The 20,884-nt window shown below is 43.0% G+C and carries 18 protein-coding genes and 1 pseudogene; 14 read left to right on the forward strand and 5 right to left on the reverse strand.

What is annotated here, in order from left to right; genetic code table 11:
• Positions 1 to 91: 91 nt before the first annotated feature.
• The 7 genes from Q1J64_RS14005 to Q1J64_RS14035 all read left to right on the forward strand — a co-directional run bounded on the left by Q1J64_RS14005 (position 92) and on the right by Q1J64_RS14035 (position 5,495).
• A complete protein-coding gene (locus Q1J64_RS14005; protein WP_301109712.1) occupies positions 92 to 802 on the forward strand; it encodes a phosphoadenylyl-sulfate reductase in 711 nt (236 codons plus the stop codon).
• Positions 803 to 870: 68 nt separating this feature from the next.
• Positions 871 to 2,013, forward strand: a complete 1,143-nt coding sequence (sat, locus tag Q1J64_RS14010) for a sulfate adenylyltransferase (protein WP_301109713.1) — start codon at positions 871 to 873, stop codon at positions 2,011 to 2,013.
• 11 nt (positions 2,014 to 2,024) lie between these two features.
• Positions 2,025 to 2,621, forward strand: a complete 597-nt coding sequence (gene cysC, locus Q1J64_RS14015; RefSeq protein ID WP_301109714.1) for an adenylyl-sulfate kinase — start codon at positions 2,025 to 2,027, stop codon at positions 2,619 to 2,621.
• Between the two features lie 12 nt (positions 2,622 to 2,633).
• Positions 2,634 to 3,410: a uroporphyrinogen-III C-methyltransferase gene (gene cobA / locus Q1J64_RS14020; protein ID WP_301109715.1), complete on the forward strand. Its 777-nt coding sequence runs from the start codon at positions 2,634 to 2,636 to the stop codon at positions 3,408 to 3,410.
• Positions 3,407 to 4,168, forward strand: coding sequence for a sirohydrochlorin chelatase (locus Q1J64_RS14025; protein ID WP_301109716.1), 762 nt, complete (start codon positions 3,407 to 3,409; stop codon positions 4,166 to 4,168). The genes cobA and Q1J64_RS14025 overlap by 4 nt, the downstream gene beginning before the upstream one ends.
• Positions 4,149 to 4,790 (forward strand): precorrin-2 dehydrogenase/sirohydrochlorin ferrochelatase family protein, encoded by a 642-nt coding sequence (locus Q1J64_RS14030; RefSeq protein ID WP_301109717.1) that lies wholly within the window; start codon positions 4,149 to 4,151, stop codon positions 4,788 to 4,790. The genes Q1J64_RS14025 and Q1J64_RS14030 overlap by 20 nt, the downstream gene beginning before the upstream one ends.
• 267 nt (positions 4,791 to 5,057) lie before the next feature.
• Positions 5,058 to 5,495: a VOC family protein gene (locus Q1J64_RS14035; RefSeq protein ID WP_301109718.1), complete on the forward strand. Its 438-nt coding sequence runs from the start codon at positions 5,058 to 5,060 to the stop codon at positions 5,493 to 5,495.
• Between the two features lie 334 nt (positions 5,496 to 5,829).
• Here Q1J64_RS14035 and cysI read toward each other — a convergent pair whose 3' ends face one another.
• Together cysI and Q1J64_RS14045 are read right to left on the reverse strand one after the other, a co-directional pair.
• Complete coding sequence (gene cysI, locus Q1J64_RS14040) at positions 5,830 to 7,551, reverse strand: assimilatory sulfite reductase (NADPH) hemoprotein subunit (protein ID WP_301109719.1); 1,722 nt, start codon at positions 7,549 to 7,551, stop codon at positions 5,830 to 5,832.
• Between the two features lie 23 nt (positions 7,552 to 7,574).
• Entirely contained in the window at positions 7,575 to 9,392 is a 1,818-nt protein-coding gene (locus tag Q1J64_RS14045) for an assimilatory sulfite reductase (NADPH) flavoprotein subunit (RefSeq protein WP_301109720.1), read from the reverse strand.
• A gap of 498 nt (positions 9,393 to 9,890) precedes the next feature.
• Between Q1J64_RS14045 and Q1J64_RS14050 the strand changes: the two are divergent.
• The 5 genes and pseudogenes from Q1J64_RS14050 to Q1J64_RS14070 all read left to right on the forward strand — a co-directional run.
• Positions 9,891 to 10,473, forward strand: a pseudogene (locus tag Q1J64_RS14050) (transposase); the annotation flags it as partial.
• Positions 10,474 to 10,712: 239 nt separating this feature from the next.
• Positions 10,713 to 11,447: a twin-arginine translocase subunit TatC gene (gene tatC, locus Q1J64_RS14055; RefSeq protein ID WP_301109721.1), complete on the forward strand. Its 735-nt coding sequence runs from the start codon at positions 10,713 to 10,715 to the stop codon at positions 11,445 to 11,447.
• Between the two features lie 18 nt (positions 11,448 to 11,465).
• The gene (locus Q1J64_RS14060) at positions 11,466 to 12,209 is read left to right on the forward strand and encodes a gluconate 2-dehydrogenase subunit 3 family protein (RefSeq protein WP_301109722.1); all 744 of its coding nucleotides are present in this window, start codon (positions 11,466 to 11,468) and stop codon (positions 12,207 to 12,209) included.
• Between the two features lie 74 nt (positions 12,210 to 12,283).
• Positions 12,284 to 13,999, forward strand: coding sequence for a GMC family oxidoreductase (locus Q1J64_RS14065; RefSeq protein WP_301109723.1), 1,716 nt, complete (start codon positions 12,284 to 12,286; stop codon positions 13,997 to 13,999).
• 58 nt (positions 14,000 to 14,057) lie between these two features.
• Positions 14,058 to 14,264 carry a twin-arginine translocase TatA/TatE family subunit gene (locus Q1J64_RS14070; RefSeq protein ID WP_301109724.1) on the forward strand — a complete coding sequence of 69 codons (207 nt, stop codon included), beginning with the start codon at positions 14,058 to 14,060 and terminating at the stop codon, positions 14,262 to 14,264.
• Positions 14,265 to 14,711: 447 nt separating this feature from the next.
• Here the strand turns inward: Q1J64_RS14070 and Q1J64_RS14075 are convergent, their stop codons facing one another.
• From Q1J64_RS14075 to efeO, 3 genes are read right to left on the reverse strand one after another with little or no spacing between them, the layout of a single operon-like run.
• The gene (locus tag Q1J64_RS14075) at positions 14,712 to 16,451 is read right to left on the reverse strand and encodes an FTR1 family iron permease (RefSeq protein WP_301109725.1); all 1,740 of its coding nucleotides are present in this window, start codon (positions 16,449 to 16,451) and stop codon (positions 14,712 to 14,714) included.
• A complete protein-coding gene (gene efeB, locus Q1J64_RS14080) occupies positions 16,426 to 17,703 on the reverse strand; it encodes an iron uptake transporter deferrochelatase/peroxidase subunit (protein ID WP_301109726.1) in 1,278 nt (425 codons plus the stop codon). The genes Q1J64_RS14075 and efeB overlap by 26 nt, the downstream gene beginning before the upstream one ends.
• Before the next feature lie 5 nt (positions 17,704 to 17,708).
• The gene (efeO, locus tag Q1J64_RS14085; protein ID WP_301109727.1) at positions 17,709 to 18,569 is read right to left on the reverse strand and encodes an iron uptake system protein EfeO; all 861 of its coding nucleotides are present in this window, start codon (positions 18,567 to 18,569) and stop codon (positions 17,709 to 17,711) included.
• Between the two features lie 197 nt (positions 18,570 to 18,766).
• Between efeO and Q1J64_RS14090 the strand changes: the two genes are divergently transcribed.
• Entirely contained in the window at positions 18,767 to 19,840 is a 1,074-nt protein-coding gene (locus Q1J64_RS14090) for a DUF2157 domain-containing protein (protein WP_301109728.1), read from the forward strand.
• Complete coding sequence (locus tag Q1J64_RS14095) at positions 19,830 to 20,369, forward strand: GDYXXLXY domain-containing protein (RefSeq protein ID WP_301109729.1); 540 nt, start codon at positions 19,830 to 19,832, stop codon at positions 20,367 to 20,369. The genes Q1J64_RS14090 and Q1J64_RS14095 overlap by 11 nt, the downstream gene beginning before the upstream one ends.
• Positions 20,370 to 20,884 lie beyond the last annotated feature (515 nt).

The raw sequence follows: 20,884 nt of genomic DNA on the forward strand, positions 1-20,884 counted from the left end.
ACCTCTCATATCCGACTATTCTAATTTGTATTGACTATTTTTAATTATCTGTTAAACTATAGGAAATCTTATAAGCGAGTGAGGGGAAGTAATGATCACGTTTGAAACTTGGAATGAAACGCCTGAACTCCCGATTTTCCCAGAATCCTCTGACACTAAGGGTGCCTCGGAAGTGTTGAATTGGGCTTATGATCATTATGGTGATGATCTAGTATACGCCTGCAGCTTTGGTATTGAAGGAATTGTACTGCTGGAACTGATTTCACGGGTGAAGCCGGATGCCAAGATTATCTTTTTGGACACCAACTATCATTTCAAAGAAACGTATGAAACGATTGAAAAAGTGAAAATACGTTATCCTCAGCTTACTATTCACATGCAACAGCCCGCTCTGACAATTGCTGAACAAGCTGAGAAATTCGGTGTGGACCTATGGAAAACGGAACCGAATAAATGTTGTGATATTCGCAAGGTTCAACCTTTAGAGAAAGCGATCTCCCCTTCTGTTGCCTGGATATCAGGTTTGCGAAAAGAGCAGTCCGAAACGCGAAAAGCGACGGAGTATCTGAATGTAGACCAGCGTTTCAAGAAAATTAAAGTATGTCCACTCATTCATTGGACGTGGAAAGATGTATGGCGATTCGTTCATAAACACCAGCTTGACTATAATGTACTGCACGACCAAGGATATCCGAGCATAGGATGCGAGACTTGCACAAAGCCAGCTTTCACTGAGGAAGACTTGCGATCGGGGCGCTGGACAGGAAGCGATAAGACAGAATGCGGACTGCACACTGATTAAATTTTTTTATTGTTAAAACCAAGTAATTTGATATGACTAATAACATTAAAAAGGATAGGTGTTTTTACATGACAAATATTCAAGCACATGGCGGTACATTGGTTAATTTATTCGACCCTTCTCTGTCGATTGAAGGCTTAAGCAAAAAAGTTTCCATTGATGCTACATCAGTAAGTGACTTAGAACTGATTGCGACTGGTGCCTACAGCCCGTTAACAGGATTTCTGACTTCAGCTGACTATCAGTCTGTTGTCGACAATATCAGATTAGCAGACGGAACGGTCTGGAGCCTGCCGATTACACTGCCTGTAAAAGACCGCTCTTTGTATACTGTAGGAGAAACCGTGCTATTGGAATATGAGGGAGATATTTACGGCACACTGACTATAGAAGATATTTTCGAACCTGATCAGCAAGAGGAAGCAGTCAAAGTTTATAAAACAGCAGACCTGCAACACCCCGGGGTCGCAAAGTTACACGACCGTGGGCATGTCTATCTAGGTGGCCCTATTAAATTAATTAAAAGAATCGAGCAGAAAAACTTTGCGGAATTCTATTTTGATCCGACGGAAACACGCGAAGTGTTTACAGCAAACGGCTGGAAGAAGATTGTCGGATTTCAAACACGTAACCCTGTCCACCGTGCACATGAGTATATCCAGAAAACTGCGCTGGAAATCGTCGATGCTTTACTGCTGAACCCGTTAGTCGGTGAAACGAAGTCTGATGACATTCCGGCAGACGTGCGGATGGAGAGCTATCAAGTGCTGTTGCGAGATTATTACCCGGAGGACCGCGTGAAATTAGCTGTCTTCCCTGCTGCAATGCGCTATGCGGGACCACGTGAAGCAATTTTTCATGCGCTTGTGCGAAAAAACTACGGCTGTACTCATTTCATTGTCGGTCGCGATCATGCGGGTGTCGGCGATTACTACGGAACGTATGATGCACAGGAAATCTTCTCGAATTTCACAACGGAAGAAATCGGCATTACGTTGTTGTTTTTCGAGCACAGCTTCTACTGCACAGCCTGCGGCAATATGGCTACACCAAAAACATGCCCTCATTCCAGTGAACAGCACGTCATTTTATCTGGAACGAAAGTGCGTGAAATGCTGAAACACGGAATATTGCCACCGCCGGAATTCAGCCGTAAAGAAGTAGTGGATGTGCTGATCAAAGGATTGAAACAAAATGAACTGGTGAAGTGAGGAGAGAAAAGATGTCGAAAAATATTGTATGGCATGAACAATTAGTCACGAAAGAAGAACAGCGAAAAAGAAACCGTCACCACAGTGCAGTCCTCTACTTCACTGGTCTGTCGGGATCGGGTAAATCGACAATCGCAAATGCAGCTGCTCGCCGGCTGCATGATCTCGGAGCAAATACGTATGTGCTCGATGGCGATAATGTCCGTCATGGTCTGAACAGCGACCTTGGCTTTACTGATGAAGCGCGGAAGGAAAATATCCGCCGAATCGGCGAAGTGGCGAAGCTGTTCATTGACAGCGGCCAGTTAGTTTTCACGGCTTTTATCTCCCCTTTCCAAGAAGATCGGGACAGTGTCAGGCGTTTAGTTGAAGCAGATGAATTTGTGGAGGTCTATATCAGCTGTCCTCTTGAGGCATGTGAAGAACGTGATCCAAAAGGTTTGTATGAAAAAGCACGTGCCGGTGTGATTCCCGAATTTACGGGTATCTCTTCTCCTTACGAAGCCCCTGAAAAGCCAGAATTGGTATTGGAAACAGATCGCTTCACAATTGAAGAATGTGTGGAGCAGCTGATCAGCTATTTGCGTGAAAATAAATGGATTGATTGAGGAGTGAATGAAATGGGCAAAATTTGGCTAGTCGGTGCCGGTCCTGGTGATCCAGACTTATTGACCGTAAAAGCAATGAAGACAATCGAGCAGGCTGACGTGATTCTGTATGACCGTTTAATTAACCAAGAAATTTTACAATACGCAAAACCAGGAGCTGAACTGATTTTTTGCGGCAAATTGCCGAAGCACCATTTCGTTCAGCAAGATACGATTAACTTTTTATTGGTTCAGCATGCGAAGCAGGGCAAACAAGTTGTACGTTTAAAAGGCGGCGACCCGTTTATTTTCGGACGAGGCGGCGAGGAAGCTGCATTCGCAGTGAGGCATGACGTACCTTTTGAAGTGATTCCGGGTATTACATCCGGAATCGCCGCCCCTGCATATGCAGGAATCCCGGTGACGCATCGTGATTACAGCGCTTCATTCGCCATCGTCACAGGACATCGCAAAGAAGGTGCTGAAGAGGAAGACAAGTGGGAGGCACTCGCTAAAGGGATCGATACACTTGCGATTTATATGGGGGTCAGCAATCTCGCCTATATTGAAGAACAATTAATCCGCCACGGAAAAAATCCAAATACGCCGGTTGCTTTTATTCATTGGGGGACGACGGAAACACAGCACACTGTAACAGCGACATTACAGACAATGACAGAAACGGCCCAACTGGAAGATGTCAAGAATCCGAGCATGATCATCATCGGAGAAGTCGTCCGACTGCGTGATGAATTGCAGTGGTTTAAAGAATCTTCTGAAGAGCGCCGATTGCACGAGGCGATGATATGAGAGCGATCCTATATATTTGCCATGGCAGCCGTGTGAAGTCTGGACAGCAGGCTGCTTTGGCGTTCTTTGAGAAAACGATGAAGACAGGCACTGCAGCGATTCAGGAGGCATGTTTCCTAGAGCTTGCGGAACCATCGATCGCAAAGGGTGTGGCAAACTGCATAGAACGCGGTGCGACAGAGATTGTTGCCTTACCGTTCCTGCTGTTGCGGGCGGGTCATGCTAACTTGGACATTCCCGCAGAACTGCAGCACGTAATGACGAAGTACCCTACTATTCCTCTTTATTACGGTGATCCAATCGGTGTGGATGAACGAATGGTCGACGTATTGATTGAACGCCTGCAGGAACAAGAAGAAGCGATACCCTGTGATGCAGAAATTTTACTGGTCGGTCGCGGCAGCAGTGATCCAGCAACCAAGCAGGATTTCACTGCAATCAAGCGGATATTTCAGGAGAAAACAGGATTGCAGCAAGTCAGAGTCGGCTATTTGGCGGCGTGCGGTCCAAGTTTCGAAGAGGAGCTGGAAAGGATTTTAGACAATCGTCCAGCTGAACTTTATATTCTGCCCTATCTGTTATTCACCGGGATTTTATTGAAAACAATCGAACGGACACTGAAAAATCTCGATACAACAACCGCCGTTCATCTATGTAATGAATTGGGCTATGATCCCGCCATTCACGCGATTTTAATTGAACGCGCTAATGAAGCGGCAGAAAGGAAGTGTGGACTGGATGTTCCCTATTATGCTTGAAAACTTGAAAGAAACAACCGTCACATTAGTCGGCGGAGGGCAAGTTGCCTATCATAAAGTAATCAATCTACAGCGATTCGGAATCTGTCCCACTGTCGTCAGTCCTGATTTCCATCCTTCGCTATTGACACTTGCCGAAAAAGGCACAGTGAAGCTCATTCAGAAAGAAGCAGAATGGGAGGATGTGAAAGACAGCTTCCTGACACTGCTTGTAACAGCCAATGAAACAGTCAATGACGAGCTTGCACGTCAATTGAAAAAAGCTGGTAAACTCGTTGTCCATGCTTCAAATCCTTCATTAGGAACGGCTCAAGTCCCTGCAGTTACAAGACGAGGGAAACTCGTCATCAGCGTATCGACCAGCGGTGCCAGTCCCTCTCTGGCGAAGAAGATCCGCACTGAGATCGCGGAACAGTACGATGAACGTTATGAAGAGTATGTAGATTTTCTGGCGGATGTCCGCCACTATGTAAAAGAACATATTTCAGAGCGTACGGACCGCAAAGTATGGCTGAAAGAGGTAATTGAACCGATCTATCTGAATGATAAAGCAGAACGGCAGGCGTTCCTAAATGAACTGCTGCGAGCCTTCCCTTCCGAACAGAAGCAGCTCAGCCGGTAAGAGTCAACAGTCTCTTACCGGTTATTTGTGTGAGGAAAACGTCAGCTTTTAGCAGATGATTTTAAAGATTACTTAACAAAAGAACCTTTTTCAAAAGTAGAAATTTCTACTTATACAAAGAAGACGATACATAAAAAGAGTAAGTGTAATAGAGAAACAACAGGACACGATAGATTGTGTAAAGGACACTAAACCTTCCGAATTATCGGTGTTATACTTATAACATTCCAGTTTTTGTTTACAATTAATAAGGGAGTGAATTATACAATGAATAGGATTAATCTAATTACACTTGGTGTAAAAGATATTCGAAAGTCACTACAGTTCTATCGTGATATTGGTTTTGAGGCTTCTGTAACAGGTGATGAGGAACAACCTGTCATTGTGTTTTTTAATAATGAAGGGTCAAAACTTGAGTTATTTCCGCTGGAAGAATTGGCAAAGGACATTAACAAAGAAAATCCTCCTGTCCTATCAAAAGATGGATTTCCAGGTTTTACGCTTGCTTATAATGCTAAATCAGCAAAAGAGGTTGATGACATTATTCAGTTGGTTAAAAAAGTGGGGGCTGAAGTTGTTAAGGAACCACAAAAACTTTCGTGGGGTGGATACGGAGGTTATTTCATTGACCCAGATGGTTATTACTGGGAAGTCGCGTATGGTTCTCTTTGGGAATTCGATGATTCGAATATGTTAATCATGTAAAACTGAATATTCTATAACTACCTTACTAGTGTAATTAGTTTAATGGAATCTCCAAAAAGCTAATGAATGAAGCTGGTGACCAATTAAGAAAAGATGAATACACAGAAGTAAGACTTAGTGCTTTTTCGGGGAATACAGCTTATACGAAAACATGGGCTTCAATATCAGAACAGTTACAATGAACTTACAGTTATAAACCCACATTTTATTGGGCATTTCTCATAATCGGAGTGTGGCAAAAATTTGTTTTGAGGCATCTTTTTTAAAAAAACTTCAGACCACACAGCAAAGCCTCATGCCCACAAACTTCGCATGAGGCTCATTCGTATTTTTATTACACCGTATGAAAATTTGTTCCATCTGTCGTCGCGGCAACAATTCCTACCCGTATGACAAAGTCACCGAAATGTTCGCCTGGCTCCCTTTCCTTCGCATAGCGGTTCAGGATCGGCCCAAGCTCCTCTAAAATTTCTTTCTCACCAACATTCTCACGATAGATCTTGCTCAATCTCTCCCCTGCAAATCCGCCGCCTAAATACATATTGTACTTACCCGGCCCTTTGCCGATGAATCCAATTTCCGCGAGTGCTGACCGGGCACAGCCATTCGGGCAACCTGTCATGCGCGTAATGATTTCTTGATCACCAAGTCCCGCTTCATCCAGCAGCCCTTCAAATTTTGTAATCAATGAAGGCAGATAACGCTCGGCTTCCGCCATCGCTAGACCGCATGTTGGCAATGATACACAAGCCATTGAGCTGCGTCGTAGAGCAGACTGTTCCGCAGGAGATTCTAATTGGTACGACGCAATAATTGCTTCGATTTTCTTTTTATTCGCAGCTGTTACATCGCCGAGCACCAAGTTTTGATTGGGACTCAACCTGAAATCGCCTGTATGGATTTCGGCAATTTCCCGCAGGGCTGTCATTAGTTTATAACTCTCCGTGTCGCACACACGGCCGTTTTCAATGAAAAATGTGTAGTTCCAGCGATTATTCACCGCTTCCACCCAGCCATAGCGATCACCATTATGATCAAAGTGATACGGCCGCACTTCCTCTAGTTCCCGTCCTAAACGGCTGTGCAGTTCTCCAATCAGCCAATCGAGGCCGCGTGAATCGATCGTATATTTGAACCGCGCATATTTCCGTACGGAGCGGTTGCCATAATCGTGCTGAATCATCATCAGCTGTTTTGCGACTTCTACTGTCTGCTCTGCAGGTATATAGCCAATTAAACGCCCGAGCTGCGGGTACGTCTGCTCATCACCGTGGGCCATCCCCATCCCTCCGCCAACTGCTACGTTGAAGCCTATCAGCTTACCATCTTCAACAATGGCAATCAGACCGATATCTTGCGAGAAGACATCCACATCATTCATCGGCGGAACCGCGATGCCAATTTTGAATTTTCGCGGCAAATATGTCGCGCCGTAAATAGGTTCTGTTTCTTCCGTACTGTCGACCACTTTTTCTCCGTCCAGCCAGATTTCATGGTAGGCATTTGTTTGTGGAAGCAAGTCTTCGCTCAATCGTTTCGACCATTCATACACTTCGGCATGGACCGGTGATTCATTCGGATTCGGGCTGCACATGACGTTTCGATTGACGTCTCCGCAAGCCGCAATCGAGTCAAGCAGTGCATCATTCATTTCCTTGATATTTTTCTTCATATTCCACTTTAGAATTCCATGCATTTGAAATGCTTGGCGTGTCGTCAGCTTTAATGTCCCATTACCGTATTTATGTGCGAGTTCATCCATCACCAGCCACTGTTTCGGTGTTGCAAATCCAGCTGGTGTTCGCACGCGGATCATGAATTGATACGCAGGTTCCAGTTTCTGCCGCTGGCGTTCCGTCCGTAGATCCCGGTCATCCTGCAGATAGCTGCCGTGGAATTTCATCAGGCGGTTATCATCGTCCGGAATTCCGGCGCTGAGAGAGTCTTTCATCGTTTCAATCAGATTCCCCCGAAGGTAATCACTCTCGATTTTAATTTCTTCCACGTCACTTGGCGGTCCTTCTACTATATGGACAGGTTTTGTTGTTGAAGTCATATCTCATTCCCCCTTCTAAATATTTAGTAAACGTCTCGCTGATAACGTTTTTCCTGAATCAGCTGCGTCAGGAATTGCTCGGATTCTTCAAGCGATTTGCCGCCTTCATGCCGAAGGATATCCACTAGCGTGTTATGAACGTCTTTCGCCATGTGCTGCTCGTCTCCACATACATAAATCGATGCCCCGTCTTCAATCCACTGGTATAATTCCTTGCCTGATTCTTTCATTCGGTGCTGTACGTAGACTTTCTCCGCTGTATCACGGGAAAACGCAACATCAAGGCGTGACAATGTGCCGTCTTTGACATAGTTTTGCCATTCTGTCTGATAATAAAAATCCGTCACATAATGTTGTTCTCCGAAAAATAGCCAGGACTTTCCTTCAGCACCTGTTTCACCGCGTTCTTCAATAAATGAACGGAATGGTGCAATCCCTGTTCCAGGACCTATCATAATGATCGGAGTTTCCGGATTGGCTGGCAGGCGGAAATTATCATTTTTGTGTATATAGACTGGCAGCGTATCACCGGGCTCTAGATTTTCAGCACACTGGATTGAACATACCCCCTGCCTGTTTCGGCCATGCGCTTCGTAACGCACTGTGCCAATCGTTAGATGCACTTCATCCGGATTCGCCTGCAGACTACTGGCTATCGAATAAAGTCTTGCCGGCAGCTTGCGGAGGATACCAACCAGCTGCTGTTCACTAATAGAAACCGGTCCGAAATCACGAAGGGCATCCAGCAGATCGCGACCATCCAGATAAGCGCGTAAGTCGTCTGACTGATCTGGTTTCAGCAACTGTTTCAGCTGTTCAGATTCAGAGTGATTTGACAGTTTTTCAAGCAGCGGTTTTGTCAATACGGTAATTTCAAAATGATTCAGCAATGCGATGCGAAGCGCCCGCCGTTCCCCCTGCAAATTAACTTCTACTGTTTCCTCCGCATTCCAGCTTCCAAGGTTTATAATCTCATCGACTAACTCGGAATTATTTTCAGGAAAAACCCCCAAACTGTCTCCCGGCTCATATGTCAGACCAGAACCCTCAAGAGAAAGTTCAATATGTCGCGTTTCTTTATTAGAGCCGCGGCCGTTTAAGTTAATATTCTCGAGTACTTCTGCTCGGAACGGGTTGGTACGGGAGTATTGTGAAGCTGAAACAGTCTCACCTGCCAAAGTCGCTGCCGCAGACTGTCCGCCTATAGAAATTTGAAGTGCGACTTCGACTGCCGCCAACCATTGTGCAGCAGGCTCGTCATAATCCAGATCACAATCGACACGCGGTGCCAGCGGTTTGGCACCAAGTTCAGCCAGTTTCTGATCGAAATCCGCACCGGTCTTACAGAAAAATTCATAAGAGCTGTCTCCTAGCGCTAATACGGAATACAGTAGATGATCGAGTTTTGGCGCTCTGCGGCCGTGCAGAAATTCATAGAATGGCAACGCGGTATCAGGCGGATCTCCTTCACCATGCGTACTGACAACTAACAGCAAATGCTCAATTTTCTTTAGAGTATTTGGCTTAAAATCACTCATCGACTGGATTGTTACATTAAAGGACTGCTCTTTTAATTTAGCCGCAGCTTGTTCCGCAATGCCCTGCCCGTTACCTGTTTGAGAGCCAAAAAGTATGGTCACTTCTTTCACAGCAGTCGGTACTTCGATTGCCGGACGTTCCAATACAGCGACAGCCGTGTCAGAAGACTTTCCCGTTGAATTAACTGCTGTCAGATAGCCGCTAAGCCAGCTTTGCTGTGATTCCGTAATAGTCGGAAGCAGCCGATTAAGCAATTCGATCTGCTCTTCACTAAAAGGACTGTTCGTTACTTGTAACGCCACATTCATCACCCTCACTTACTAATATAGTATTCTCTTTTGTCATCGTTTCATCGACAGCACCCCAACTGGCTTTGATGACAACTATTGTAAAAGATGTTTTTATTGTATTATGATTATTCCTATTAGTCAAGTAGGTTTTAAGTGTATTGTGATTTTTCAGAAACAAATTCCCGGCTGCAGCGATTAAAACGAATGGCGTGGTGAACAACGGCCTTGGTTCGTCTATAGAAAGTTTTGGAGCTGCACGGAAACATTTTGGTTCACTTTTTTTCGTTCAGTGCGGCGATGTTTTCAATCGGTAAATCGGCTTTTGGGCGCGCGACTCCCCCTTTCACAACGTCCAGAACAAAAATTTCACAAGACCACAACAGTTCAGCGCAAGTTATACAGCTTGTTCTTGTTGACCGTAGGTATCGGCAAGAATCGAGGTCTACAATCAGCGTTTTCGCCTGACGTGCGCGATGAAACCGATCGAGCAGTGTTTGATTCGCCGCCAGAAGCTACAATGCGCATTGTCAGACAATCGGTTTCCATCTCTTAGTCGCGTTCGACGGCTTGACCAGCGATTTCCTTAAAGCGAAACTGCGTCCCTGCAATGTCTACACGTCGAATGGCGTTGTGGATTTTATCCGACAGACGAAATACAAGATATCTCGAAGACCGACACCTACGTAGAAGATTCGATTTATCAAGCGGCTTCCTGGTCGAAACCTAGACCGATCGTCATTCAATCGACAAGTCCGCCGGCGAGCTGTTCTTTTGCCATGCCTTTTTCGTGACGAGCCTCGGAGAGTGCTTTTCTCCGCAAGCGATTGTGTATTCGTATCAGCAGCGTGGCACGATGGAAAACTTCATCAAGAAAGCCAAGGAGGGGTTCGGGTTCGGGTTCGGGTTCGATCAGATGAAAAGCCATGATTTCACGGTCAATGCCGCCCGCATGATGATCAGCTTGCTGGCCTACAATTTGACCAACTAGCTGCGCACACTCAGCTTTCCGGCTGCGTCGAAAGGGATTCAGATCGGAACGATCCGTACCCGATTAGTAAAAGTAGCAAGTAAAATAGAGCAGCTAAACCGTTCGACACCTTCTCTAATTCTGTCAGCTAAAAAGTGGTGAGAATTCGTAGATTTTCAGCTGATCATAAATAATTCTGGACTTAGTAAGAATATAGTTGGTAGTGTTAAGCATCTGATAACAGAAGAGATCATTATATTCAATTTTTAAAAAACAAAAAAGGTTATTGTAAATTCTTATTCAAAGTACTAAGATTAAGAACGCAAGGACGCCACTATTCAAAGTAAAAGGTTAGGTGAGGTAATTTGGAGCAGGAATTGACCTTGATAGGACACTTGAATGAATTAAGAAAAAGGATAATTATTGTTTTGGTTGCATTTATCCTTTCAATAACAGCAGGTTTTTTGGGGTCACCATTAATCCTTGAATTCATCAAGAATCAACCTTCCGCTCAAATGATCAATTGGAATGTCTTTGGATTCACTGATGGTTTTTTGATTTATTTTAAATGTGCAGTGCTGATAGCCATTTTATTCACATTGCCAGTTTTACTTTACCAACTTTGGGCTTTCGTAAAGCCAGGGCTTACAGCTAAAGAAGCGAAGGGGTCAATAATTTATGTTCCCATTTCGTTTTTACTATTTATTGTAGGTGTTTCTTTTAGTTATTTCGTTGTTTTTCCAATGGTTATACACTTTATGTCTAGCATAAATCAAAGCATTGGGGCGATAGAGACATACGGTATTTCACAATACTTTACTTTTATGTTTAATATCATTCTCCCCATTAGTATTATTTTTGAGATGCCAGTTGTTATTGTATTTTTAACCAAGATAGGGATTTTGAATCCCTTTGCACTAAAAAAGATGAGAAAGATTTCTTATTTCGTCTTAGTGATTGTAGGTGTTTCAATAACACCACCTGATTTCATATCAGATGTACTGATTATTATTCCTTTACTTCTTTTGTTTGAATTGAGTATAGTTTGTTCTCATTGGACTTACAAAAAGAGAATGAGAGATAGTAAGGATTTAAACTAATATTTAGGGGGTAACAAGATGTCGGAGCAAGACAAGAATCAGAGCAAAACATTTTCCAGACGCAACTTTCTTAAAAATGCAGGGTTGACGCTAGGTGGACTGGCTGTTGGTAGCGGGGTTGGAAGTGCGCTGACAGGCGGAAAAGTAAAAGAAGTGGAAGTAGAAAAAATCGTCGAAAATAAGGCCAATAAAGCGCTAATGTATTTCACTCCTGAACAGTTCCGGGTCATCGATGCAGCGAGCGAAAGAATTTTCCCGAAAGATGACAATGGTCCTGGTGCACATGAATTAGATGTTGTATACTTCATTGATCACCAATTAGCAGGCTCTTGGGGAACAGGGGCAAAAGAATATAGAATCGGTCCTTTTTATAAAGGTGAACCAACACAAGGCGATCAAAATCAATTAAACAGACAGCAAACGTTCGAAAACGGGATTAAAGGATTACAAGAACACAGTAATTCTATTTACCAAAAGAATTTCGAAAAACTAACAGAAGAAGAACAAGACGCAATTCTAACGGACTTTTCAGAGGACAAAGTACCGTTAAAAGGAGTATCATCACTTTATTTCTTCAATCTACTTCGCTCCGCTACACTTGAAGGGGCTTATTCCGATCCATTATATGGAGGGAATGCGGGTATGGAAGGCTGGAAAATGAAGAACTTCCCAGGACACCAAATGAGCATGGTAGAATCGATTAAGAGTGATAAATTCATCAAAATTGAGCCAATGAGCTTAAATTCTCAACACAACCACTAAGAAATAAGTTTATATAAAAACTTAATAGAGTAAACACATTAAAAATGTTTACTCTATTTAGGAGTGAATGGAAAATGGCAAAAACAATGAAAAAGACAGATGTAGTATTGATTGGAGTAGGCTGGTCGGGCGGTATTTTAGCAGCTGAACTAACAAAACAAGGGTACAATGTTGTTGGACTGGAAAAAGGAAAAGAGAGAAAAACAGCAGATTACTTCATGGGACACGATGAGTTACGCCAAGTATCTCGTTTTGAAATGGCGCATAATTTGTCGAAGGAAACTATCACATTTAGAAACAATGAAAAAATGAGAGCATTGCCAATGCGCCAATATGGTTCTTTTGTCTTAGGTGATGGACTCGGTGGGTCAGGAAACCTTTGGAACGGACAAACTTTCCGCTTTTTGCCATATGATTTCCAAATTAAAACGCTGACTGAAAAGCGTTATGGGAAAGATAAGATTCCTAAGGGAATGACATTGCAAGACTGGGGTATTACTTACGACGAAATAGAGCCTTATTACGATAAATTTGAGCAGATGGCTGGTATTTCCGGCGAAGAGAATCCATTAGCCGGAAAACGTTCTAATCCATATCCAACAAAGCCTATGTTAGCTCCACAATCCGTTGAAATATTCAAAGAAGCAGCGAAGAAATTAGGCTATCATCCATATATGATTCCATCAGCCAACTTATCAGAAAACTATACAAATCCCGATGGTGTTTCACGAGCAGCCTGTCAATATTGTGGTTTTTGTGAGAAGTTTGGCTGTGAGTATGGTGCAAAAGCAGACCCTGTCGTGACAGTCATTCCAACGGCAAAAGAGACTGGAAAATTTGAAGTGCGAACACATTCAAATGTCGTTGAAATTTTACATGAAGGAAATAAAGCAACAGGTGTGCGTTATATCGACACACAAACTGGGGAAGAATTCATCCAGCCAGCAGAAGTAGTAGCGGTAACAAGTTTTGTGTTAAACAATACTCGTTTGCTCTTAACTTCCAAAATGGGGAAACCATACGATCCAAAAACAGGCCGCGGTGTTATTGGTAAAAACTATGCATACCAAACTTTTGGAGCTGCAGCATTAGGTTTCTTCGATGAGAAGCAATTTAATTTATATGCAGGTGCAGGTGCACTCGGAGCTTCCATAGATGACTATAACGGTGATAATTTCGATCATACGAATTTGAATTTTCTACATGGCGGCAGTATGTCAATCCTTCAACTTGGTAACCGTCCAATCGAAAGCAATCCAACATTGCCAGGTACTAAAACTTGGGGTAAAGAATTTAAAGAAGGATCACTTAAATACACAAATCGTATGATTTCTATTGGTTCACAAGGTGCTTCAATGCCATATCAACACCATTATTTAGACTTGGATCCGACTTATAAAGATCAGTATGGAACACCTCTTCTAAGAATGACATTTGATTTTGAAGAGCAAGATCGTGAATTAGTTAAATACATGGGACCAATAGCAGAAGGAATCATGAAAGAAATGGGAGCAAGCAAAGTAATTGCTTACAACCAAATAGGTTCATACGACATTTCCCGGTACCAATCTACCCACAACACTGGTGGAGTGATTATGGGTAAAGATCCAGAAACAAGTGCATTGAATAGTTACTTGCAAATGTGGGATTTTGAAAATGTGTTTGTCCCAGGGGCAAGTGCTTTCCCTCATAACTCCGGCTACAACCCGACAACAACAGTGGGCGCGTTATCTTATCGTGCAGCAGAAGGAATCGATAAGTATCTTAAAAACGGCGGTTCTTTAGTATAATAATCATAATGGTTGAGGGGCTCGCCTTTTAACTCATTAAAACAGGAGTGAATGGAATATGATGAATATCGGCGTACCAGGGTTGGTTTTAATTTTAATTATTGCTTTAGTTATCTTTGGCCCAGCGAAATTGCCTCAATTAGGGAAGGCGATCGGTGAAACATTAAAAGAGTTCAAGAATTCAACTAAAGACGTTATGGATGAAGTAACTGAAGAGTTCAAATTGGAAGAAAAGAAAGAAGCTAAAAAAGAAGAACAAAAATAATAAAAAGCACCCAATTGATGTGCACCCCGAAAGTTAGAGTTACTATCTAACTTTTGGGGTGTTTTATTATGGCCTCAACGACTAACTGGTCCACTTTTTTAGGAAGCGAAGTTGGTGAACTACGACGTGATTCATGGCTATCATTGCACTGATATTGGTTAGAAAAAAACACTTCACTATTTGACTGCATGTTTTCTTCACAAGACTATTTTTAACTTTAGCGGAATCGTATCGGGGGCATCACCCGATCCAACACCTTAGGTTTCAGCTGCTTCATAAATTCACATATCGCTAACGAGTTCTTAGTACTACGTCCCGTTCAATCACCTCCCTCTCTATAAGTACCCGCGATTTCAGCGCACTCCTAACTTTACAACGCACAGGACAAAACTCTACAAAAAAACTGTTCTGAAAGTAGTTTATACTTTCAGAACAGCCTGTAACGCATCAGTTATATATGCCCATGCGGGACTTTTTGATTTTCTTAAGCCACGCTGCAGCCACAATGACAATCAATAGGGCCAGCTGTGCAACAATCGTTTCATTGGTCGGATAGAAACCAATCCAGTCAATAATCGGAAGTTTTGGCTGAACAGTAGTACTCACAACGTTTGTCAGCTGTAGCGTATGCAGGCTGACTCCGATAATTTTGAAGGCCAGTACATAGATTAGTATTGTAGCGACCGCGAAAAATCGGTGAATCGGAATACGATGACTTAATTTCGTAAAGATAAACGCTATAACCGCCAGAATGACTACAGCCAATAAAATACCAGCGACAAATTCCATCATAGACATTTTTGGAGCGATGCCTGCATAGAAAACCAATGTTTCAGCGCCTTCCCGGAATACCGAAAGAAAACTGACAGAGGCCATGGCTACGATGCTTCCTTTTGAGATGGCTTGCCCCATTTGTTTAGAAATATAGCGGTTCCAGGCAGCGACCGATGACTTCTGATGCATCCAGATTCCTACACCGATCATCAAAGCCGCTGCAATCAAGCCGATATATCCTTCCATCATTTCCCGGTCATTGCCGATTGTGACGGACTGAAGCACCGTAGACATCAAAATAGCTGCCACAATACTTAATAAGACTCCGGCAATCGCGCCAACATACACCCATTTACGCATCGATTGCTGATTTGCATTCGTCAAAAACGACAGTAATGCGACAATGATAAGCAATGCTTCCAGGCCTTCACGCAGTAAAATAAGAGCGGAATCCCAAAAACTAAAACTGTCATTTGACTGAAGCAAAGCCAGCTGCTGCTGAAACCCTCTGAGTTCATCATCGGCTTTTCTAACATCGTATCCGCTGTTAGAAAGCTGTCCAATCATCAAAGGCAATTCATTCTCCAGCTTCGTATAAAGAGAAGCGTTTTTTGTGCGCACTTCCCCTTCAACATTCGGCCAGATCTGAATAAATTCACGCAACGATCCTTTTGCATCTTCCAGCTTCCCATCCTGCAAAGACGCTGAGCTGTCATCCAATAATCCGATTAACGTTGACAAGGAATAATCCCCGGCAGCCTGTTCTTTCAAAGTACCCGCGACAAATTGATCAATCGTACTCGTTAAATCGTCGAACTGCGTCTTGAGCTCATCCAGATCTGGCTGTTGTTCTGCCAGTGTAATTCTCATGAATGCCATACTCGTCTCAATCGCACCGTAAGCAGAAATACTCTGTTCACGAACTGGACGTTCATTGCGGGTCCAGACAGCAATGAATTGCTTATTCGCTTGTTCAATCTCTTCTAATGAACCAGATTCAATAGACGCATGTAAATCGTTCAAAGCTGGTTCCATCACCTTACCGAACTCTTCACGCTGCGCCTGTTCATCAACAGGATTTTCTGCTTTTTCCAATGCATGCAGTGCTTTAGAAAGCTGACTTAATGCTTCACCGCGAGTTTGTGCATCGGCATTCAGTGAGTCTTTAATTGCTTGATCGATATTTTTGGCCAGCTTTTTATCAGAAGGCTTCTGCTGTTGCCAGCTCACTTCAAACTCTTTAATTGCCGCAATCGCTTCTGTGTCATCGCCTTTTTTCGTATCCATAATGGCATCGCTGATTGAAATGTACAGCTCACTGTAATTGGTTTCAGCAAATGCCAGACGAGTTGGAAAAAGCAGTAAAAGCAGTAAAAGAGGAATCCATTTATAAAATCGAGAACAGTGAGTCACCGATAAATCCTCCCTTTTGAATACCCGGGAAGCATGCAAACAGCGCACTGCCGCGATGCGTGATATATTCATTCAATTTATCTTCACGTCCAAAACTGTTTTGAATCGCGATAAACTGCTGAGGCCGTTTCTGGAATGAAAGAAACAGCAAGCCTGCGTCAAATGTTCCCGTTGCATCCATTACACCTGAACTGTAGGAAAAAGAGCGTCGGTAAATCCTCTCTTTTGCCTGCATAGCCAAACGAACATGGGAATTTTCCGCTACGACATACTCTCCGGAGGCGTCTTTTTCGTCCAAGTTCATTTCTTCCATTTCTTTCTTTTTACCAAGGGGTGCTCCCGTATCACGGTGTCTGCCGAATGTTGCTTCCTGTTCTTGCAATGCCGTCCGGTCCCACGTTTCCAAATGCATCTGAACTCTACGCACAGCCAAATAACTGCCGTTTGTCATCCAGCTTTTCGATTCGCCCGAACCAATCCAGACGACCTCGTTCATTTCTGTTTCTTTCGCAGCGTTCGGATTAATAGATCCATCTTTAAATGCGAATAAATTTCGTGGTGTTTCTTTCTTCTTGCCCTTCATCGGAAATGAGTTAAATCCTGCCTGCGACCATTTCAGACTAACTTTTCCCGAAGCTGCACGGACAAGATTTCTCACTGCGTGAAAGGCTACTTGCGGATCATCTGCGCATGCCTGAATACAGATGTCTCCTCCAGTATAGGCAGGGTCCAGCTGATCTTTCGGAAAATGCGGCAGGTCTTGTAATTCAGCAGGGCGTTTTGAAGCAAGCCCAAGCTGCTGTTTCTCAAATAATGAAGGACCAACTCCGAATGTCAGCGTCAGATTGGAAGCATCCAAGCCCACTGCTTCCCCTGTATCTTTTGCAGGAATCAGCATATTCGTAGCCGGATCTCCTACCTGCTCGCCATTCATCATTCGTACGGAAAGCGGTGTCCACATTTTGAACAAATCCATTAGTTCTTTCTGTGAGTTCACCAGCACATTCAGCGAAGCAAAATACACATAACTCTGCGTTTCAGTTGCAATACCGGATTGATGTTTACCATAGAAGTTAATCTTATGTTTCGCACGCGGATTATCTTCTTCCTCCACCATTCCAAATACGTTCAGCATACTGCCTATCCCCGAAGCCCCAATGACTACACCTGCAGCTCCGGCACCTGTATATTTCAGCATTTGACGACGTGATATTTTCTTCTCGTAGAATTTCTCTTCGGTTTGATCCGTCATTTCACTCACTCCATTACGATGCCCATCATACTTAATGGTTCACCTAGTTGATTGACCGCTTCGGATAAAGCTTTTGTATCTTCTTTGGTTAATTCTTCATAAGATATATAGCCGCCCTTGCCGTCTTCGTACTTCGCAAGCAAATCATCAATGGTTGTAAATTTATTATCCAGCTCTTTTACCAGGTCTTGGTCTTTAGAGGCGATTTTCTCTTTAAGAATTTCAAAAATCTTTTCTGCCCCTTCAATATTGGCTTTAAAGTCATAAAGGTCAGTATGGGAATAAATTTCTTCTTCCCCCGTGATTTTAGAAGTCGAGACTTCATTCAATAAATCAACTGCGCCGGTAATCATCAAGTCAGGTGAGACTTCGACCGTTTCAACACGCGCTCTCAATTCTTTTGCATCTTTCAACAATTGATCAGCCACTTCTCCGTAGCCATCCGTAGTGTTCTCTACCCACAAGCCATACTCGATTTTATGATAGCCGGACCATTCTTCTTCCCCCTGGCCTTCTTCTTGAATATCGGCAAGACGTGCATCGATGCGCGGGTCCAGATCACCAAAGCTTTCTGCAATCGGTTCAGACCGCTCAAAATACATTCTGGCGAGCGGATAAATTTCTTTTGCTTCTTCGATATTGCCTGCATTTACTGCGTTAACAAATTTCTCTGTATCCAGTACGAAATCATCCATCTGATCCAATGCAAATGCTTTATATGCTTCTGTTTCCGCCGTTAAATCAGGACTTTCACTCGGTGTGTCAGAAGGTGCTGGTGCTGTTGATGTTTCATTGGTATCTGTACCGCAAGCAGACAGCAAAATCCCTGTAGTAAGTGCAAATGCTCCTAGAATTCTATAGTTCATGATTTTCCCACTCTCTTTATACTTTGTTTTTATCAATGATAATCGTTCTCAAATAAAAGTCAATAGGAACTTAAAGGGAGTATATGTATTTTTCTTGTATTTTATTGTGATTCATAGATAGATAAGCGATACTATAGATGTAACTTCATACGATATAGTAGGTCTCATGAGTAACGAAACGAGAGGAGGCAGTTGAAATGAAGAGAAAAATCAGCAAGCCGCAGTACGAATTCCTCAAACAAGAATTCACTTTTCTCGAGCAACAGGGCAAGTTGGATTCAAGAAACACGCAAGACATATTGGAACTTTATGAACCAAAGGGAGCGACAAACTTTGTGCGCTTACTGCTTGTCTTCGGGGCTATATTAGTCGGAGTAGGGATTTTAAGCTTTATCGCAGGCAACTGGAACGGTCTAACTCCATATTCTAAGTTCGGATTAATTCTCATTACCTTTGTCTTATCTTATATCGCAGGCTATAAATTGGAACCAAATTACGAACGAACTTCCCGCAGCATGTATTATATCGGTGCAGCAATATACGGGGCCGGGATCTTTTTGATTGGCCAAAGTTTTCATTTGGACCACGCTGTCTATACAGATTTTCTATTATGGTCTGTCGGTATCCTGCCGCTAGCGTATTATCTGAAAGACCAGCTGCTCGCCGTATTCGCCAGCACCTTTTTAATTATCTATAGCTTTACAGCCTTCGAAACAGGCGGATTCGGACCATACTGGCTACTCTTAATGCTCCCGATTCTGTTTTGGATGAACGAGAAAAGGTTAGGGAGAAGAGGATCCATTTTCATTATGTCAGTCTTGCTGGCGACAGCGTTCATCGTCAATACACTGGAATCACTGTATGTTGACGAATGGATATCCATGCTGATCATCTTTGCTGGCGGACTGTTGCTGGCTCTCTTCCCTGTGAAACATTATGTGACAGAATCATCATGGATTGGCTCTATTTTGTTTGGTGTTACAGGCATCATGCTGACTTTCCCGTTTTCTTGGAGAGAGCTACCGTTTGATAACGTATTTCCTTTTATATTCACAGGTTTATTCATTATCTTATTAATTTACTTTCTCAGAAAAGACAGCTTACCAGCAATCTTGATTACCTGCGCATTAATCTACCGATATTACACAGATATCACGTATGATTTTATGCCAAAATCCTTATTCTTTATCATCGGCGGACTGCTGTTGATCACCTTTGGCTTCTGGTTCGAAAAATCGCGACGAGAGACGGTGAAACGTCATGAAGAATAAACGCAATTTATTCCTCATCGCTTTGGTCATTCCGATCCTGCTGCTATTATCATTGACATGGAAACCATTGTGGACACTTAATACAGGTACACCAATTGTGCTAGAGACCATACCGGTTGATCCACGAGATATTTTATATGGAGATTATGTCAGTCTACAGTTTGCTGTAGAAGAGTTTAAGGAAGATGTGATCGAACCCGAACTTCTGAAAGATCTAAAAAAGCAATCGTTCGGAAAAATAGTTGTCTATGCCGTACTGCAGAAGGAGCATGGAGATCTTTACGGATTAAAATCTGTTACTGCTGAAAAACCTGACAGTGGCATATTCTTAGAAGGACAGATGTACCGCTACGGCGACAGCATAGTGGGAGAAGAAATCACCTACTACGCTGACTTCCTGCCTGACCGCTTCTATGTACCCGAAAACACCGGGCAGCGGCTTGAAAACCTTTCGAGAAAAGGCAAACTCATCGCTAAAATGAAAGTTTACAACGGCTACACCGTACTTCAAGATATCCAACCAAAATAAGACTGTTGCCCATGTGGCAGCAGTTTTTTTAAATACATATTAAATTTTTAAGAAGTAAAGTGATTTATATTCATACGATACGCTTTCTGCGGACACTGCCTTAGCTAAGCGAACAGTGGTGGAATTCGTCTTGGAAAATTTCTGTGTTCTTTACAGAAATCATACAGCATGCACTCATGATGCTAGACTTTTACTTAGTTCAGGGACTTCGGCTCGCTGCGTTTTTTTACAAATATATTTGTTTTTCCTGCAAGTGTCGACCCTCCTACGCTACATTATCTTATTAACCTCTTATTAATACTTAATTATAGTAGGCTTAATCCGCAGTAAATCTGCAGAACTAATTGTATAAATTATTGAAAACAAAGCCAGTGTACCGGAGTGCAAGGCGGCGACTCCCTCTTGGAAATACGATAGTGACAAGGTTTATCGCGTTCTGAGTAAGACCAAAAAATATTTTTTCGGATGTATCTGTAGTATGTGTTCCCTAAATATACATGACTTTACGTATTATG

The sequence above is a fragment of the Sporosarcina sp. genome (assembly GCF_029257255.1).
Taxonomy (GTDB): domain Bacteria; phylum Bacillota; class Bacilli; order Bacillales_A; family Planococcaceae; genus Sporosarcina.

Coding starts and splice junctions, on each gene's coding strand:
- Q1J64_RS14005 (WP_301109712.1), top strand. CDS start 92: ATGATCACGTTTGAAACTTGGAATGAAACGCCTGAACTCCCGATTTTC.
- sat (WP_301109713.1), top strand. CDS start 871: ATGACAAATATTCAAGCACATGGCGGTACATTGGTTAATTTATTCGAC.
- cysC (WP_301109714.1), top strand. CDS start 2,025: ATGTCGAAAAATATTGTATGGCATGAACAATTAGTCACGAAAGAAGAA.
- cobA (WP_301109715.1), top strand. CDS start 2,634: ATGGGCAAAATTTGGCTAGTCGGTGCCGGTCCTGGTGATCCAGACTTA.
- Q1J64_RS14025 (WP_301109716.1), top strand. CDS start 3,407: ATGAGAGCGATCCTATATATTTGCCATGGCAGCCGTGTGAAGTCTGGA.
- Q1J64_RS14030 (WP_301109717.1), top strand. CDS start 4,149: ATGTTCCCTATTATGCTTGAAAACTTGAAAGAAACAACCGTCACATTA.
- Q1J64_RS14035 (WP_301109718.1), top strand. CDS start 5,058: ATGAATAGGATTAATCTAATTACACTTGGTGTAAAAGATATTCGAAAG.
- cysI (WP_301109719.1), bottom strand. CDS start 7,551: ATGACTTCAACAACAAAACCTGTCCATATAGTAGAAGGACCGCCAAGT.
- Q1J64_RS14060 (WP_301109722.1), top strand. CDS start 11,466: ATGTCGGAGCAAGACAAGAATCAGAGCAAAACATTTTCCAGACGCAAC.
- Q1J64_RS14065 (WP_301109723.1), top strand. CDS start 12,284: ATGGCAAAAACAATGAAAAAGACAGATGTAGTATTGATTGGAGTAGGC.
- Q1J64_RS14070 (WP_301109724.1), top strand. CDS start 14,058: ATGATGAATATCGGCGTACCAGGGTTGGTTTTAATTTTAATTATTGCT.
- efeB (WP_301109726.1), bottom strand. CDS start 17,703: ATGACGGATCAAACCGAAGAGAAATTCTACGAGAAGAAAATATCACGT.
- efeO (WP_301109727.1), bottom strand. CDS start 18,569: ATGAACTATAGAATTCTAGGAGCATTTGCACTTACTACAGGGATTTTG.
- Q1J64_RS14090 (WP_301109728.1), top strand. CDS start 18,767: ATGAAGAGAAAAATCAGCAAGCCGCAGTACGAATTCCTCAAACAAGAA.
- Q1J64_RS14095 (WP_301109729.1), top strand. CDS start 19,830: ATGAAGAATAAACGCAATTTATTCCTCATCGCTTTGGTCATTCCGATC.